Annotated in this window: 18 protein-coding genes; 1 reads left to right on the top strand and 17 read right to left on the bottom strand. The window is 72.8% G+C overall.

What is annotated here, in order from left to right:
• Window positions 1-2: 2 nt before the first annotated feature.
• The 3 genes from ACWCV9_RS25645 to ACWCV9_RS25635 are packed head-to-tail and all read right to left on the bottom strand — an operon-like array spanning window position 3 to window position 2,067.
• The gene (locus ACWCV9_RS25645; protein ID WP_450789880.1) at window positions 3-1,292 is read right to left on the bottom strand and encodes a beta-ketoacyl-[acyl-carrier-protein] synthase family protein; all 1,290 of its coding nucleotides are present in this window, start codon (window positions 1,290-1,292) and stop codon (window positions 3-5) included.
• Window positions 1,289-1,735: a cupin domain-containing protein gene (locus ACWCV9_RS25640; RefSeq protein ID WP_450789878.1), complete on the bottom strand. Its 447-nt coding sequence runs from the start codon at window positions 1,733-1,735 to the stop codon at window positions 1,289-1,291. Before ACWCV9_RS25640 ends, ACWCV9_RS25645 begins: the two co-directional genes overlap by 4 nt.
• Window positions 1,732-2,067 carry a TcmI family type II polyketide cyclase gene (locus ACWCV9_RS25635; RefSeq protein ID WP_385846766.1) on the bottom strand — a complete coding sequence of 112 codons (336 nt, stop codon included), beginning with the start codon at window positions 2,065-2,067 and terminating at the stop codon, window positions 1,732-1,734. The genes ACWCV9_RS25640 and ACWCV9_RS25635 overlap by 4 nt, the downstream gene beginning before the upstream one ends.
• Window positions 2,068-2,228: 161 nt before the next feature.
• On the opposite strand from ACWCV9_RS25635, the gene ACWCV9_RS25630 reads away from it, so the two are divergent.
• Window positions 2,229-2,609: a SchA/CurD-like domain-containing protein gene (locus ACWCV9_RS25630; RefSeq protein WP_450789876.1), complete on the top strand. Its 381-nt coding sequence runs from the start codon at window positions 2,229-2,231 to the stop codon at window positions 2,607-2,609.
• Between the two features lie 48 nt (window positions 2,610-2,657).
• On the opposite strand, the gene ACWCV9_RS25625 is transcribed toward ACWCV9_RS25630, so the two are convergent.
• From ACWCV9_RS25625 to ACWCV9_RS25560, 14 genes are all read right to left on the bottom strand, one after another.
• Window positions 2,658-3,104, bottom strand: a complete 447-nt coding sequence (locus ACWCV9_RS25625) for an anthrone oxygenase family protein (RefSeq protein WP_385846768.1) — start codon at window positions 3,102-3,104, stop codon at window positions 2,658-2,660.
• Between the two features lie 10 nt (window positions 3,105-3,114).
• Window positions 3,115-3,495, bottom strand: coding sequence for a SchA/CurD-like domain-containing protein (locus tag ACWCV9_RS25620; protein WP_450789874.1), 381 nt, complete (start codon window positions 3,493-3,495; stop codon window positions 3,115-3,117).
• Entirely contained in the window at window positions 3,495-3,758 is a 264-nt protein-coding gene (locus ACWCV9_RS25615) for an acyl carrier protein (RefSeq protein ID WP_385846771.1), read from the bottom strand. Before ACWCV9_RS25615 ends, ACWCV9_RS25620 begins: the two co-directional genes overlap by 1 nt.
• Before the next feature lie 39 nt (window positions 3,759-3,797).
• On the bottom strand, window positions 3,798-4,628 hold the full coding sequence (locus ACWCV9_RS25610; protein ID WP_385846773.1) for an AfsR/SARP family transcriptional regulator: 831 nt from the start codon (window positions 4,626-4,628) through the stop codon (window positions 3,798-3,800).
• A 38-nt stretch (window positions 4,629-4,666) separates the two neighbouring features.
• Window positions 4,667-5,419, bottom strand: coding sequence for a thioesterase II family protein (locus ACWCV9_RS25605; protein ID WP_450789871.1), 753 nt, complete (start codon window positions 5,417-5,419; stop codon window positions 4,667-4,669).
• A gap of 126 nt (window positions 5,420-5,545) precedes the next feature.
• Entirely contained in the window at window positions 5,546-6,376 is an 831-nt protein-coding gene (locus ACWCV9_RS25600; protein ID WP_385846776.1) for an AfsR/SARP family transcriptional regulator, read from the bottom strand.
• Between the two features lie 144 nt (window positions 6,377-6,520).
• Window positions 6,521-7,423, bottom strand: coding sequence for a 4'-phosphopantetheinyl transferase family protein (locus ACWCV9_RS25595; RefSeq protein WP_450789868.1), 903 nt, complete (start codon window positions 7,421-7,423; stop codon window positions 6,521-6,523).
• On the bottom strand, window positions 7,424-7,741 hold the full coding sequence (locus tag ACWCV9_RS25590) for an acyl carrier protein (protein ID WP_450789866.1): 318 nt from the start codon (window positions 7,739-7,741) through the stop codon (window positions 7,424-7,426).
• Complete coding sequence (locus ACWCV9_RS25585) at window positions 7,738-8,058, bottom strand: acyl carrier protein (RefSeq protein WP_450789864.1); 321 nt, start codon at window positions 8,056-8,058, stop codon at window positions 7,738-7,740. Before ACWCV9_RS25585 ends, ACWCV9_RS25590 begins: the two co-directional genes overlap by 4 nt.
• Window positions 8,055-9,839: an acyl-CoA dehydrogenase gene (locus ACWCV9_RS25580; protein WP_450789862.1), complete on the bottom strand. Its 1,785-nt coding sequence runs from the start codon at window positions 9,837-9,839 to the stop codon at window positions 8,055-8,057. The genes ACWCV9_RS25585 and ACWCV9_RS25580 overlap by 4 nt, the downstream gene beginning before the upstream one ends.
• 10 nt (window positions 9,840-9,849) lie before the next feature.
• Window positions 9,850-11,610 carry a fatty acyl-AMP ligase gene (locus tag ACWCV9_RS25575; protein ID WP_450789860.1) on the bottom strand — a complete coding sequence of 587 codons (1,761 nt, stop codon included), beginning with the start codon at window positions 11,608-11,610 and terminating at the stop codon, window positions 9,850-9,852.
• 95 nt (window positions 11,611-11,705) lie between these two features.
• A complete protein-coding gene (locus ACWCV9_RS25570; RefSeq protein WP_450789858.1) occupies window positions 11,706-11,963 on the bottom strand; it encodes a DUF6059 family protein in 258 nt (85 codons plus the stop codon).
• 78 nt (window positions 11,964-12,041) lie between these two features.
• Window positions 12,042-12,215 carry an acyl-CoA carboxylase epsilon subunit gene (locus ACWCV9_RS25565; protein WP_450789856.1) on the bottom strand — a complete coding sequence of 58 codons (174 nt, stop codon included), beginning with the start codon at window positions 12,213-12,215 and terminating at the stop codon, window positions 12,042-12,044.
• A 14-nt stretch (window positions 12,216-12,229) separates the two neighbouring features.
• On the bottom strand, window positions 12,230-13,780 hold the full coding sequence (locus ACWCV9_RS25560) for an acyl-CoA carboxylase subunit beta (protein ID WP_385846788.1): 1,551 nt from the start codon (window positions 13,778-13,780) through the stop codon (window positions 12,230-12,232).
• Window positions 13,781-13,932 lie beyond the last annotated feature (152 nt).

Below are 13,932 nucleotides of genomic sequence, written 5' to 3'. Positions count from 1 at the left end.
GGTCAACTCCTCCCGTGGGCGACCGCCCCGGGCCGTGCCAGGACCATCGCGCTCTGGAACCCGCCGAAGCCGCTGCCGACCGTCAGCACCACGTCGGCGCGGTGCTCGCGGGCGGTGCGCGGGACGTAGTCCAGGTCGCACGTCGGGTCCGGGTTCTCCAGGTTGGCGGTCGGCGGTACCACCTGCCGGTCCAGCACCAGCGCGCAGGCGGCCACCTCGATGGAGCCGATGGCGCCCAGCGAGTGGCCGATCATCGACTTGATCGAGCTGACCGGGACGCGGTACGCGTGGTCGCCGAGGGCCCGCTTGAAGGCGGCGGTCTCGTGCCGGTCGTTCTGCTTGGTGCCGGAGCCGTGGGCGTTGACGTAGCCGACCGCCGTCGGGTCCAGGCGGGCCTGGTCGAGAGCGGTGCTGATGGCCTCCGCCATCTCGCGGCCGTCCGGCTTCAGGCCGGTCATGTGGTGGGCGTTGCTGCGTCCGGCGCTGCCGACGATCTCGCCGTAGACATGGGCGCCGCGCGCCTCGGCGGCCGCCTTCTCCTCCAGCACCATGACGGCCGAGCCCTCGCCGAGGACGAACCCGGCGCGGTCCCGGTCGAACGGCCGGGAGGCGTGCTCCGGGTCCTCGTTGCGGGCGGTGGTGGCCCTGATCGCGTCGAAGCAGGCCGCGCTGATGGGGGAGATCGGTGCGTCGGTGGCACCGGCCAGCGCCACGTCGGCGCTGCCCTCCTCGATCAGCTGGACGGCGTGCGCCACGGCGTCGATGCCGGAGGTGCATCCGGTGGAGACCAGGGAGACCGGGCCCTCCGCGCCGGCGGCCCAGGCCACCTCGACCGCGAGCGTGGAGGGGACCATGTAGCCGTACAGGTGCGGGACGACGTACTCGGGGTCGACCAGCCAGTTGCGGCCCTGGTCGCTGAGGACGGTGTACTCCTCCTCCAGGCCCATGGTGCAGCCGACGGCGCTGCCGAGGCCGACCGCGATCCGCTCGGGGGGTACGGCGGCCAGGTCGAGTCCGCTGTCGGCGATGGCCTCGCGGGCGGACACCACGGCGAACTGGGCGGCGCGGTCCATGCGCCGGATCTCCCGGGCGGTGAGACCGGCGGCGGCCGGGTCGAAGTCCACCTCGGCGGCGACCTGGGAGCGGAACTTGGCGGGGTCGAAGAGGCTGAGCCGGCGGGTCGCGGTACGGCCCTCGGTGAGCAGCTGCCAGAACGCCTCCCGGCCGACGCCGCCGGGCGCCACCACACCGATGCCGGTGATCACCGCCCGGCGCTCCCCGCCGCCGCTCATGTGCCGCCCCCCACCCGGGGGTTGTCCGCCTCCGGCACCCGGACGGCCTCGGTGTCGACGTGACCGAGCTCGGGGCGCGGCGCCAGCGGGGACAGGTGGAAGACGCACCTGGCCGTCGCGGTGCCGGTGTTCACCAGGCGGTGGCGGACGCCGATCGGCACCAGCAGCGAGTCCCCGGCCGCCAGCCGCACCGGCCGGCCGTCCAGGGTCATCTCCAGCTCCCCCTCGACGACGTGCAGGAACTCCTCGGAGTACGGGTGGTAGTGCTCGGTGATGTGGTCGCCGGCCACCAGGGTCAGCGTGCCGCCGAAGCCGGAGGCGCAGCCGACGGTCTTCGGGCTGAGGGTCACCCGGATGTCGCCGCCGCGCCGGGTGTTGGCCTCGACCTGACCGGTGGAGACCTTCACCGTGCGGGTGCCTGCGGTGCGGTCGGTGCCGGTCACTGGATCCGCCCCCCGTCCTTGGTCCACACGTAGAACGGGGTCGCCATGGCGTCCTTGGGTTCCTTCCAGTCCGGGTCGTACGGGCGCACGCAGGACGCCAGCCGGGTGTTGATGTCCTGGTAGAGCGGGTGGCTGCGGGCCTTGTACAGGTCGGGCGAGATGTCCTGGTCGGCCTCGACCAGGTGGAAGTACAGGTCGTGGAAGCGGAACAGGGTGCGTCGGGAGACACCGACCAGGTGGGGCAGCTCGGTCGCGTCGGAGTCACCGAAGATGCTGGCGATGTCATCGGCCTTGCCCGGATTCAGCCGGGCCACGATCAGGGTGCGGTGCACTGCTGTCCTCCTGCGGATAGGTGCCGACACCGACAGCCAGACTGTCCCCGGCGATCCTGGAGACCTGCTCAAGTACGGGTCCAAGCGCGGCACTTGAGGCGAACGCGAGTCGCGGGTGCTGGCATCGTGGGGTCCGGTGCGCCGACCTGTGGAGCGAACCCATGCCCTTCGCCGCCATCACCTACGACATCAAGCCCGGCTGCGAGGCCGAGCTGGCCGAGATCTTCGGCAACTTCCGCCGTGTGCCGTCCGACCGGGTGCCGGGCGAGGGCGGGCAGGACGCCGGCCGCATCCTCGCCACGGCCGTCTTCCTCCGGGACGACACCCTGGTGCGGGTCATCGAGTACGAGGGCGACCTGGACGCGGTGGCCCGTCACATGGCGTCCCAGCCGGGGGTGCGCGAGGTGGAACGCAAGCTGAAGCCGTACCTGACCCGGCCCCGGGACACCGACACCGTCGAGGGGTTCGTGGCGACCTTCCGGCGCAGCCTGCTGCGCACGGTGGCACAGATCTCGGTACGGGACGTGCCCGCGGCGTCCTGACCGTACGCGGATCGGGCCGGCCCCCTGCCCGGGGGCCGGCCCGATCCGTCAGCCGTGCAGTGCCGCCACACTGTTGAGGGCGAGCGCCAGCACCGCGAGGGCGCAGCGCAGCAGATGCCATCGCCGCCACAGCGGGCGCGGGTCCGTCCAGTCGGCGGGCAGCCGTTCCGGGTCGGTGACGGCCTTGACCCGGCGGTTGATCGGCACGTTGCACAGGTGGGACACGGCGGAGACCCCGAGCAGCAGGACGGCCGCCGCCCCGGCGGGCACTCCCCCGCCGCCGGACACCGCCCACAGGATGTCCGCCAGCGTGGAACCGAGGACGATGGCCGGCATGGTCGGGTCCCAGTTCCGGCCCAGCAGCTGGTGCGCGTAGACGTAGGTGCTGACCGGCATCGCGAACAGCGCGGGGAGCACGCTCAGCGCGACGGCGAACAGCACTCCGGCGGTGACCCCGCTGCCGAGCAGCGCCAGCACGCCCAGTGTCGTGGACATGGGCCGCCCCTCAGCGCCGGGACGGATGGGTGTCCACGGTGAGCTGGGCGATGGGCCGCATGACGGCGTCACGGAAGTACGCCGCGAAGCCCTCGGCGCTGCTGGTGTCCCGCTCCTTGGCGAGGTACGGGGCCAGCCGCTCCTCCAGCACGTGCACTCCGCGCTGGGCGGCCATGTGCCGGCCGACCGCGGCGAAGTCGCCCTCGTAGTGGATGACCCGGACGAGGACGTCGTCCTTGACGAACACGCCGGTGCCGAGCAGCCGCCCGGCAGGGCTGCCGTCCTCGGCCGTGTAGTCGGGGGTGTCGACCCGCTGGAAGTCCGCGAAGATCGCGGCTATCTCGTCCTCGTGGCCGGGCTTGACCCGGTAGGTGATCGCTGCGTACGGCATCACGCGGCTCGCAGACCGAGAGCGTCGTTGATGATGCCGAGGAACAGCCGGGGCGTCTCGACGGCGATCACCTCGTCGTCGGACAGCTTGATCCCCAGCTCCCGGTCGAGGACACCGGTGACCTGGAGCAGGGCCAGGGAGTCGTAGCCCAGCTCGATGAACGGGACGTCGGTGACGTCGTCGGTGTCGAGGTCATAGGTGTCGCTGTCGCCGGCGCACTCGCGCAGCTTCTCGATCAGCTCGGGCAGGGTGAACGTGCTCATCGGGCACCTTCCTGAGGGAGGGATGGGATCGGACGAAGCTCAGATGGCGCGCAGCAGCCGGGTGGAGCCGGGGCTCTGCGGTGCCAGGGCGAGGGCCGGGTCGGCCTCCAGCAGGGCGCTCTGCAACTCCCGCAGTTCGGGGGAGGGATCGAGTCCCAGCTCACGGCTGAGCAGGGTGCGCAGGCGCTGGTAGGTCTCCAGGGCGGTGCTGCGCCGCCCGGCCCGGTACAGGGCGATCATCAGCTGCGCCTGGAGACCCTCGTGCAGCGGGTACTGGGCGCACAGGCCCGCCAGTTCACCGAGGAGTTCGTGATGGCGGCCGAGTCGCAGATCGGCCTCGATGCGCCGGCTGAGGATGCTCAGCCGGGACTCCTCCAGGGCACGCGCCTCGGCCTCCAGCAGCGGGCCGCACTGCACGTCGACCAGGGCGGGCCCGCGCGACAGCGCCAGCGCCTGCCGGAAGACAGCCGAGGCGGTCACACAGTCACCGGCCTCCATCGCGCAGTGCCCGCGCCGGGCGAGCAGCTCGAACTCGGCGCTGTCCACCGTGCCGCCCTGGGTGTCGAGCAGATAGCCACCGGGCTCGGTGACCAGCACGCTCTTGGAGCCCAGCGGCAGGTCGGCGGGCCGCTGCCCGTTCAGCGCGGCGGAGATGCAGCCGCGCAGCTGGAGCACATACGTCTGGAGGGTGGTCTGGACGCTGCGCGGCGGGTCCTCGCCCCAGACCTCCTCGATCAGCGACTCCACCGACACCAGCCGGTCCGCCCGGCAGGCCAGCAGGGCCAGCACCTTGCGCGGCTTGGCGGCCGTCGGTACGACGGACACCCCCGACTGGTCGACCCGGAGCGGGCCGAGCAGGCCGATATCCATAGCGCCTTCTCCCTTCGCGGTTCGCGGTGGTGCCGGGCTCAGTCAATGGCGGCGAGCACCTGCTGATCGGCCAGCAACTCGCCGAGAACGCGCGGAAGTTCCGCGTCGCGGACGAAGAAATGGCCGCCGGCCAGGGTGCGGAAGCGGAAGGTGGAGGTGGTCCAGCGCTCCCACTGGGCGACGGCGCCCGGGGTGGCGACCCGGTCGCTCTCCCCGGCGAACGCCCAGATCGGGCACGGCAACGGGGTACGGGCTCCCTCGCGCAGCGCCTGGCCGAGGCTGAGGTCGGCACGGGTGGTGGCGAGCATCTCGCGCAGCCACGCGGGGCGGCCGAGGAGTTCCTCGGGCACCCCGCCGAAGGACGACAGCAGCGCCAGCAGCGCCTCGTCGTCCAGATGCCGGGCACCGATCAGCGGATTGGGCAGGTCGGGCGGCATGCAGGCGCCGACCACCACACCGACGGGCGCCTGTCGCCCGGAGCCGATGCGGTGCTCGGCGAAGCGGTACGCGACCAGGGCACCCAGGCTGTGGCCGTAGAAGGCGTACGGGCCCTGTTCCAGCAGCGGGCCGAGGTGCTGGTCGAACTCGTCGAAGAGCGAGTCGACATCGGTGATCCGGGCTTCACCGAGCCGGTTCTCCCGGCCCGGCAGGCGCACCGGCACCACCGAGACCTGGGGGCCGATCCGGCCGGCCCAGCCGGCGAAGGCCATCGCCCCGGCCCCGGCGTGGTGGAAGCAGAACAGCCGAAGTGGCGCCCCGTCCCGCGGTCTGGCTGCGAAATACCGGTTCACGCGGCCTCCTTCGCCCCGTCGGCACCACTGGAAGGCAGTGCCAGACGATGGTGGCCAAGGGCTCTGGAAGGTCGCTGGACATGAACTGGAGAAGCGATCGAAGGGGACTTCGCAGGACGGGGTGGGTCACACGGCCAGGCTGCCCCGGACCGGCATCACGGGTGCCACGCCCTCCAGGCCGTAGTCGTCCACGGGCTCGCCGCGCAGGATGGCCCGCTGGAGGTGCTGGAGCACGGCGGACGGCTCCAGGCCGATCTCCTCGATCAGCGTCTCGCGCAGCTGGCGGTACACGCCGAGCGCCCGGGGTGCGCGGCCGGCCCGGTACAGCGCGACGATCAGGTGTGCGTGGAGCGCCTCGTCCAGCGGGTGGTGCCCGGTCAGCGCGGACAGTTCGCCGATCACCTCGTGGTGCCTGCCGAGCCGCAGGTCGGCGCGGATCCGCCGTTCCAGTACCCCGAGCCGGGACTCCTCCAGGCGGGTGGCCTCGATGCGCAGCTGGGATCCGTGCCGTACGTCGACGAGGACCGAGCCGCGCCACAGCGCCAGGGCCGCGCCGAGCAGGGCGGAGGCGTCCTCCATGTCTCCCGCGCCGAACGCGGCGTGGCCGGCGGCGGACAGCCGGTCGAACTCGTTCGCGTCGACCGCGGAGGGCGCCGCCTCCAGGACGTATCCGCCGTGCCGGGTGGCCAGCACGTGCTCCGCGCTACCGGGCAGGCCGCTGCGGGCGGCGGCGGCACGCAGCAGCCGGCGCAGCTGGAGGATGTAGGTCTGCAACGTGGTGGCGGCGCTGCGGGGCAGGTCCGCGCCCCACAGCTCCTCCATCAACTGGGCCACCGACACGACGCGGTTGGCGTTCAGCGCGAGCAACGCGAGGATCTGGCGCGGCTTGGCGGCCGTCGGGACGATGGACCCTCCACGGACGGCAGCGGTCAGTGGGCCCAGCACCTGAATTTCCATTCGTGGCTCCCCCATCTCGTTCCGCGAATGCCGAACCACGGGTGCGTCCGGTCATTCGGGATCGTGGCACGGGGAGCGCGCCGGGAACAGTGAGATCTTCAGGAGTCGGACAGGAGTGTGCGCCTGCGGGAAGAGGTGAGATTTTCACGTGGCAGACGTGAACTCCGCACTGGCGCCACCCGGCCGGCCACCGGATGATGGTTGTGTCATCAACTCCGCCAGCAGCCCGCCGGACACCCGCAGGGCGTCAAGACCGTCTCCGCCCACGCCGAATCCGGCGTCGTACAGGGCGACACTGACCGTGTAGCCCCCTCGCACCTCGCAGGTGTGGAAACTCCACTCCTCGCCGGTGCCGGGCGAGCCGTCCGGGAGCAGCACCTCCCGTGCCTGACGGTCCTGCGGCCCGAAGCCGAACTCGGTGAAGCGGAACCGCATGCCCTGGCCGATCGCCTTGCTGTACGCCTCCTTCAGGGTCCACAGCCGGACGAGGGCGCGGTTGCGCGCGTCCTCGGGCAGCTTCGCCAGCTCGGCCAGCTCGTGCGGGGTGCACATCTGGGTCTCGGTGCCGAGCCCGGTCATCCGGCGGTCGCTCAGCTCGCAGTCGACCCCGATCCAGCCACGCCGGGTGAGCCCGACCACGATCAGGTCGGCGGTGTGCGTCAGGCTGATGTCCAGCTGTTCGTGACCGCGCAGGTACGGGCGTCCGCCCAGCTTGTAGGCGAGTTCCAGTGCCTGTGCGGACTCGCCCAGCACCGCCGAGGCGGTGTGTTTGAGCATCAGCCGGGAGGCCACGAACCGGGCTCTCACCGTGGGGTGCCGCATGCGCCGGAAGCGGGCGTGGTCGTGCCCGAGCCGCTCGGCCAGGCCGGGGTCGCCGAGGTCGGCCGGCAGCCAGTCGTCCAGCCGGGCGTGCACCAGCGCGCTGCCGTGCCGGGACACCGCCTCGCGCACCTCCTCCCAGGGGCCGTCCGGTCCGCGTACCTGGATCGGACGGGCGAACACGCGCCGGGTACGCGGGTTGACCACCGGGTCCAGTGAGGAGACCATTCAGACCGCCCCCACCGCGGCCAGCCTCCGGGTGAGGAGCCCGAGGATCGAGCCGACGGTGCGCAGCTCGGGCAGGATCTCCGGCATCGACAGTTCGCCCAGTTCGGGGAACCGCTGCTCCAGCCGTCCCTTGAGTTCCAGCAGCATCACGGAGTCGAAGTCGAGGTCGTCCACCAGCTGGAGCTCCTCGTCCAGTTCGCCGTCGCACGCCGCGGGCACGTCGCCGTCGAGCAGCTCCGGTGTCATCCCGCTGACGCCGAGCAGGGCGAGGCGCAGCCTCGGTACGACCGTGCCGTGGGTGGTCGCCTGGGCCGTCATGACGCGGCCCGCCCGCCGCGGCCTCGCCCGGCCGCCCGGTCCGCGAGGTACGCGGCCAGGCCGCCCACCGTCTCCGGCGCGTAGATCTCGTCGGGCTCCAGCTCCAGCCCGAAGACCTCGTCCAGCTCGCCGATCAGGCCGAGCAGCCGCACGGAGTCCAGGCAGAAGTCGAGCAGCGGCCGGCCGGGGTCGTCCGCGCGGACACCGGGCGGCGCCCCCGCCTGGAGCCGCGCCCCCAGCCATGCGTGCGGTTCGTGCTCGGTACCGTCCAGCGCGGTGAGCACCAGGCGCTCCCGGTGCCACGTCCCTCGGGTCATCGGCCCTCCCTTTCCTCTCGTCCCTCTCGCTCTGCTCCGGACGCGCTCGGGGCGCCGGCCAGGGGTGTGTCGTAGAGGTCGTAGCTGCGGTGCTCGCGGTACCTCGCCAGGACCTCGGCGAGCAGCGGTTCCTCGTGGTCGGGCGTGGACTTCGGCAGGGTGGTGCCGAGGCGTCGCAGCACCCGGGCGAGTGCCGTCTCCAGCCACTCCGGGCGCGCCAGGAAACCGCTGCCCGCCGCTCGCTGGTGGCGCCAGACGCCCAGGCAGGCGGCGCCGGCCAGGATCAGCGCGTAGCGCTCGGCCAGGGCGTGGGCGCGTGGATCGCCGAGCGCGGAGCGGCCGTCCCGGTCGAGTGCCGCGCAGCCGTCGCGGAGCAGGGCGAGTTCCCCCGCGAGCAGCCGGACGAGTTCGGCGGGCCGGTCGTCCTCGGGGCCCGGGGCGTCGGCGGTGAGCGCCAGTGAGGCGGCCAGCGGGTCGCCCCCGGCCGCCGGGCTGAGCCGGCCGAGATCCAGTGGGGGCAGCCCGCCGGCCTCCAGCCGGAACAGGCCGTCCACGGGCGCCGTGGCGGCCGCGGACCACGCGGTGCGGGCCAGCCGGGGCAGTTGGGGAATCACCGTGGCCCGGCAGGCCGCCGAGCCGGCCGCGCCGAGGCCGATCATCGGCAGGTCGCGTACGTTCTTGCGGAAGGCGGCGTACGCGCCGTCCCGGGCGTGGAAGTCGGAGCCCAGCAGCGTCGACAGCTCGTAGGAGGTGTCGGTGAGCAGCTGGGGCAGCAGGTACTTGGCGGCCGCCGCGTACAACCCGGCATCCTCCGGCACCAGATGGACGGCGCGTGTCGCCACCAATGCCAGGCAGTCGCACAGCAGCAGGTCGACAAAGGCTCCGGCCAGGGTGCTCCGGGCGTGCGAGAGGCGCTGCGGGCCGGTGGCGTCGTCGGGCCCGTCGTCCACCACGCCGTGGTCCACGGCACAGGCGACCGCCGTGCGCAGAGCGGTGTCCGCGCAGCCGAGGGCCGCGGAGGCGCCGACGCTCCGCGTCACGGGGAAGATCCGCAGGGCGAGTTCCAGTCCGCGTCCCAGCTCGCCGACCAGTGCGTCGCCCGGCACCGGACAGTCGCCGAACTCGACCCCGGCCACCCGGCAGCCGCGGATGCCCCGGGTCCGGTGCCGGGGAAGCGCGGTGACGCCGCCCGCGGGCAGCGTGTCCCGTTCCACCAGGAGCGCCGAGTGGCTGAGGCGGCCGGTGCCGGTGCGGGCGAACAGGACCAGGGCGGCGGCCCTCTCGACGTTGTTGAGCGCCTCCTTGCGTCCGCTGAGCCGGAAGCCGCCCGGGCCGTCGGCGGCCGCGGTCAGCTCGTTGGACAGGAAGCTGCTGCCGGCCGCCAACTCCGGGTAGGCGGAGACCAGCCGGCCACCGGCGAGCAACAGACGGGCCACGGTCCGCCGCTGCTCGGGGCTGCCGACCGCCCACACCACCACGGCGGCGAGGAAGCTGGTGATGCCGTAGCCGAGGCCGAGGGCGGCGTCGCGCCGGAAGACCACCCGGGTCACCCGGGCGAGAGCGTCCAGCTCGGTCAGCCGGCCGCCGAGGTCACGGGGGACCAGCTCGCCGTTCAGCCCGAACCGTTCGAGCAGCCGCTCGGCCGCCGCCAGGGGCTCCTCGCGGGCGTCGGCGTCGTGGAACGCCAGGGTGCCGACCGGGTTGTCCGCGTCGGCGGGGTCCCCGAATCCGCGCTCCAGCTCGGCGATCCGCCGCCGCACCTCCCGCTCCTGCTCGCCCACGGCTGTCCTCTCACCTTCGGGTCCGGTCCGGCGGGCCGCCCGCCGGCGCACGGACGAAGTCCACGGCGTGCAGCGGCTTGATCCGGCCGCTGAGGAACAGCTGACGCATCGCGGTGCGCCGCAGCTTGCCGCTGGTGGTGCGCCGTACGGTGCCGGGCCGCACCAGCAGGACGTGCTGCACGGTGATGCCGAACTCCTCGGCCACACAGGTGCGCACGGTGTCGGCCAGCGCGGGCACGTCCTCACCCCCGCCGCGCGCGCTGGTCCGCACCTCCTGGACCACGACGACCTGGTCCTGCTCCTCCCCCACCGCGAAGGCCGCCCCCGATCCGAACAGCACGCTGAGCTTCTGCACCTGCTGCTCGATGTCCTGGGGGTAGAGGTTGCGCCCGGCGACGACCAGCACCTCCTTGAGCCGGCCCGCGACGAACAGCTCGCCGTCGTCCAGGAAGCCCATGTCGCCGGTGCGCAGATAGCCGCCCTCCTCCGGACCGGCCCCGGCCGGAACGGCCCCGAACACCTCGGCGCTCTCCAGGGGACGGTTCCAGTACCCGCCGGCCACGCTGCTCCCGCGCAGCCAGATCTCGCCGACCTCACCCGTGGGCAGGGGACACAGCGTCTCCGGGTCGACGATCAGCGCCTCCACCTCGTCGATCACCGGGCCGACGGGCACGAAGGTGCGGGACGGCCGTCCCGGCGCGGCCGGCTCGATCCGGCCCGCGCCCAGCGCGGCGGCGTCCACCGTGCGCCGGGGCGGTCGAGGGCTGGGGCCGCCGACCGCCACCAGCAGGGTGGCCTCGGCCAGGCCGTACCCGGGACGCAGCGCCTGTGGCCGCAGACCGGCCGGGGCGAACCGCGCGGCGAAGGCGTCCAGGGTGTCGGCCCGGACCGGCTCCGCGCCGGAGACGGCCACCTCCCAGCGCGACAGGTCGAGTTCGGCGGCCTGCTGCTCCGTGACCCGCTCGACGCACAGCCGGTAGGCGAAGTCGGGCGCGCCGGAGACCGTGACGCCGTACCGGTCGATCATGCGCAGCCAACGCAAGGGTCGCAGGGCGAAGGCGCGCGGCGGCATCAGCACGGTCGAGGCGCCCAGGAACAGGGGGTGCAGCAGCTGTCCGATCAGGCCCATGTCGTGGTGGAACGGCAACCAGCCGCCGAACCGGGACTCCTCGCCGGTGCCGAGGGCGCGCTGGATGGCCGCCTGGTCGGCGAGCAGCTGGGCGTGGCTGACCACCACACCCTTGGGCTGGCTGACCGAGCCGGAGGTGTACTGGAGCAACACCGGCTGGTCGGGCCGGACGGCGGGGCGTTCCCAGGCGTCGGGGTCGCCCAGGAGTGCGCGGTCGGTCGCCAGACAGGGGATGTGCGCGTGACCGGCCGCCGCGAGCAGCTGGGAGACGGCCGGCGCGTGCTGGGTGTCGGTGAGCACGAGCGCGGCGGCGGCGTCCTTGAGGATGCCGACCAGTCGCTCGGCCGACTGCCGGGTGCCACTCGGCGCGGGTGCGGGGACGGGGATCGCACCGGCGTACAGGCAGCCCAGGAAGGCGGGCAGGAAACCGCCGTTGTCGCCGTGGCAGAGCACCACCGGCCGCCCGGCCGGCCGGTGGTCCTGGAGCCGGGAGGCGATGCCCTTCGCCGTGCGGTCCAGCAGGCCGTAGGTGACCATGACGTCGTCGTCGCCGCCGTCCCCGGTGAGGCGGTACGCCTCGCGGTCCGCCAGCTCGGCGCCCCGGCGAAGCAGCAGGTCGGTGAAATCAGCAGCTCTGGCCACCACAACTCCTCCACGTCGGGTCTGCCTGCACCAGTCGAGCGTGTGTGCCCTCGCTCAAGCCCGGCTCGAAGTCCGGGGGACCGCATCCCCCCTGGTCACCAGCCCTTCAGCCAGGACAGCACGCGTACTCGGCGCAGTTGTCGCGACAGCCCCAGTTCGGCCTCGCTGAGCGGGCGGTCGTCGACGACCTTCTCGGGGTGGGCCGCCCCGGGCGGACGGCGCAGCCTCGGCCCGCTCGGCGGGCTCACCAGCTGGGCCATCACCGGGGCGGGCGGCATGAAGCCGTACATCGCCCCCAGGGTCGCGAGCTGCCGCAGCAGGCCGGCCAGGGCACGCTCGGTGGCAGGCGACATGGTTCCTCCTCCTTGTACGTGGCTGGTGGGGACCCGGTCGGGTCCGCAACAGGCTCGCACCAGGCGCTCAAGTCGTACTCAGGCCGCGCGCTGCCAGCTCAGCGGAGACCGGTACACCGCCGGGCGCGGGCTCGGCAGGCGCACGGGTTCACACGGCCGGCGGTCCGCGGCGAGACGGGCGGCCAGTACGGCGGTGAGCGCGGCGAGTTCCTCGGCGGTGGGCGTGCCGCGTTCGATGCGCAGGTCGAACATGGTCGGGACTCCCCTCACATGGGCTGGTTGCCGTGCTTGCGGCTGGGCAGTTCCGCGTGCTTGGCACGGAGCATGGCGAGTGCGGCGGCCAGTACGGCACGGGTCTCGGCGGGGTCGATGACGTCGTCGACGAGACCGCGCTCGGCCCCGTAGTACGGGTGCATCAGCTCGCTGCGGTACTCCTTGATCCGCTGTGCCCGCATCGCCTCGGGGTCCTTCGCGGCGGCGATCTCCCGCCGGAAGATCACGTTCGCGGCGCCCTCGGCTCCCATGACGGCGATCTCGTTGGTCGGCCAGGCGTACGCCAGGTCGGCGCCGATCGAGCGCGAGTCCATCACGATGTAGGCGCCGCCGTAGGCCTTGCGCAGGATCACCGAGACGCGCGGGACGGTCGCGGCGCAGTAGGCGTACAGCAGCTTGGCGCCGTGCCGGATGATGCCGCCGTGCTCCTGGTCGACGCCCGGCAGGAAGCCCGGCACGTCCAGCAGCGTCACCAGCGGGATGTTGAACGCGTCGCAGGTCTGGACGAACCGCGCCGCCTTGTCCGAGGCGTCGATGTCCAGCACGCCCGCCAGCGACTGCGGCTGGTTGGCGACCAGGCCGGTCACCTGGCCGTCGATCCGGGCGAGGGCGCAGATGACGTTGGTCGCCCAGTGCTCGCCGACCTCCAGGTACTCCCCGTCGTCGACGATCTCCTCGATCACCTGGCGCATGTCGTACGGGCGGTTGCCGTCGGCGGGCACCAGGTCCAGCAACGCGTCGTTGCGGCGCTCGACGGGGTCGCCGGACGGCAGCACCGGGGGCGCCTCCCGGTTGTTCTGCGGCAGCAGCGACAGCAGATAGCGCACCTCTTCGATGCAGGACTGCTCGGTGTCGTGGACGAAGTGGGACACTCCCGAGACCGAGGAGTGGACGTCGGCGCCGCCGAGCCCGTTGTGGGAGATCGTCTCGCCGGTCACCGCCTGGACGACGTCCGGCCCGGTGATGAACATCTGCGAGGTCTCGCGCACCATGAACACGAAGTCGGTCAGCGCCGGCGAGTACGCCGCGCCGCCCGCGCACGGGCCGAGCATCACGGAGATCTGCGGGATCACCCCGGAGGCGCGGGTGTTGCGCTGGAAGATGCCGCCGTACCCGGCGAGGGCGGTGACCCCCTCCTGGATGCGGGCGCCCGCGCCGTCGTTCAGCGAGACCAGCGGCGCACCGGCCGCGATGGCCATGTCCATGATCTTGTGGATCTTCTGCGCGTGGGCCTCACCGAGCGCGCCGCCGAAGATCCGGAAGTCGTGCGCGTACACGAACACCGTCCGCCCGTGCACCGTGCCCCAGCCGCCGATCACACCGTCGGTGTACGGCCGCTTCGCCTCCATGCCGAAGCCCTGCGCACGGTGCCGGCGCAGCGGCTCGACCTCGTGGAAGGAACCCTCGTCCAGGAGCAGCCCGATCCGCTCGCGCGCGGTCAGCTTCCCCTTGGCGTGTTGCGCCTCGGTGGCCTTGTCATCGGGGCCCCGCAGGACCCGCTCCCGGATCTCGTGCAGCTCGGCGACCCGTTCCCGTGCGGTCATGGCATCCTCCTCCGCGCGACGGCTGCGGTCACGCTGGGAGAGGCACCTCGGAACAGGCTGGAGACCGGGTCGACACGGCGGTAGTGCGGGGCTCCTGACCCCGCTGTGACTTTTTCACGGTGCGGCCGTGAGAGCGGCACTGGTCAAGGATC

This window comes from Streptomyces sp. NPDC001606 (assembly GCF_053596835.1).
The sequence above is the reverse complement of the archived record's forward strand: the minus strand, read 5'-3'. Positions and strand labels throughout refer to the sequence as shown.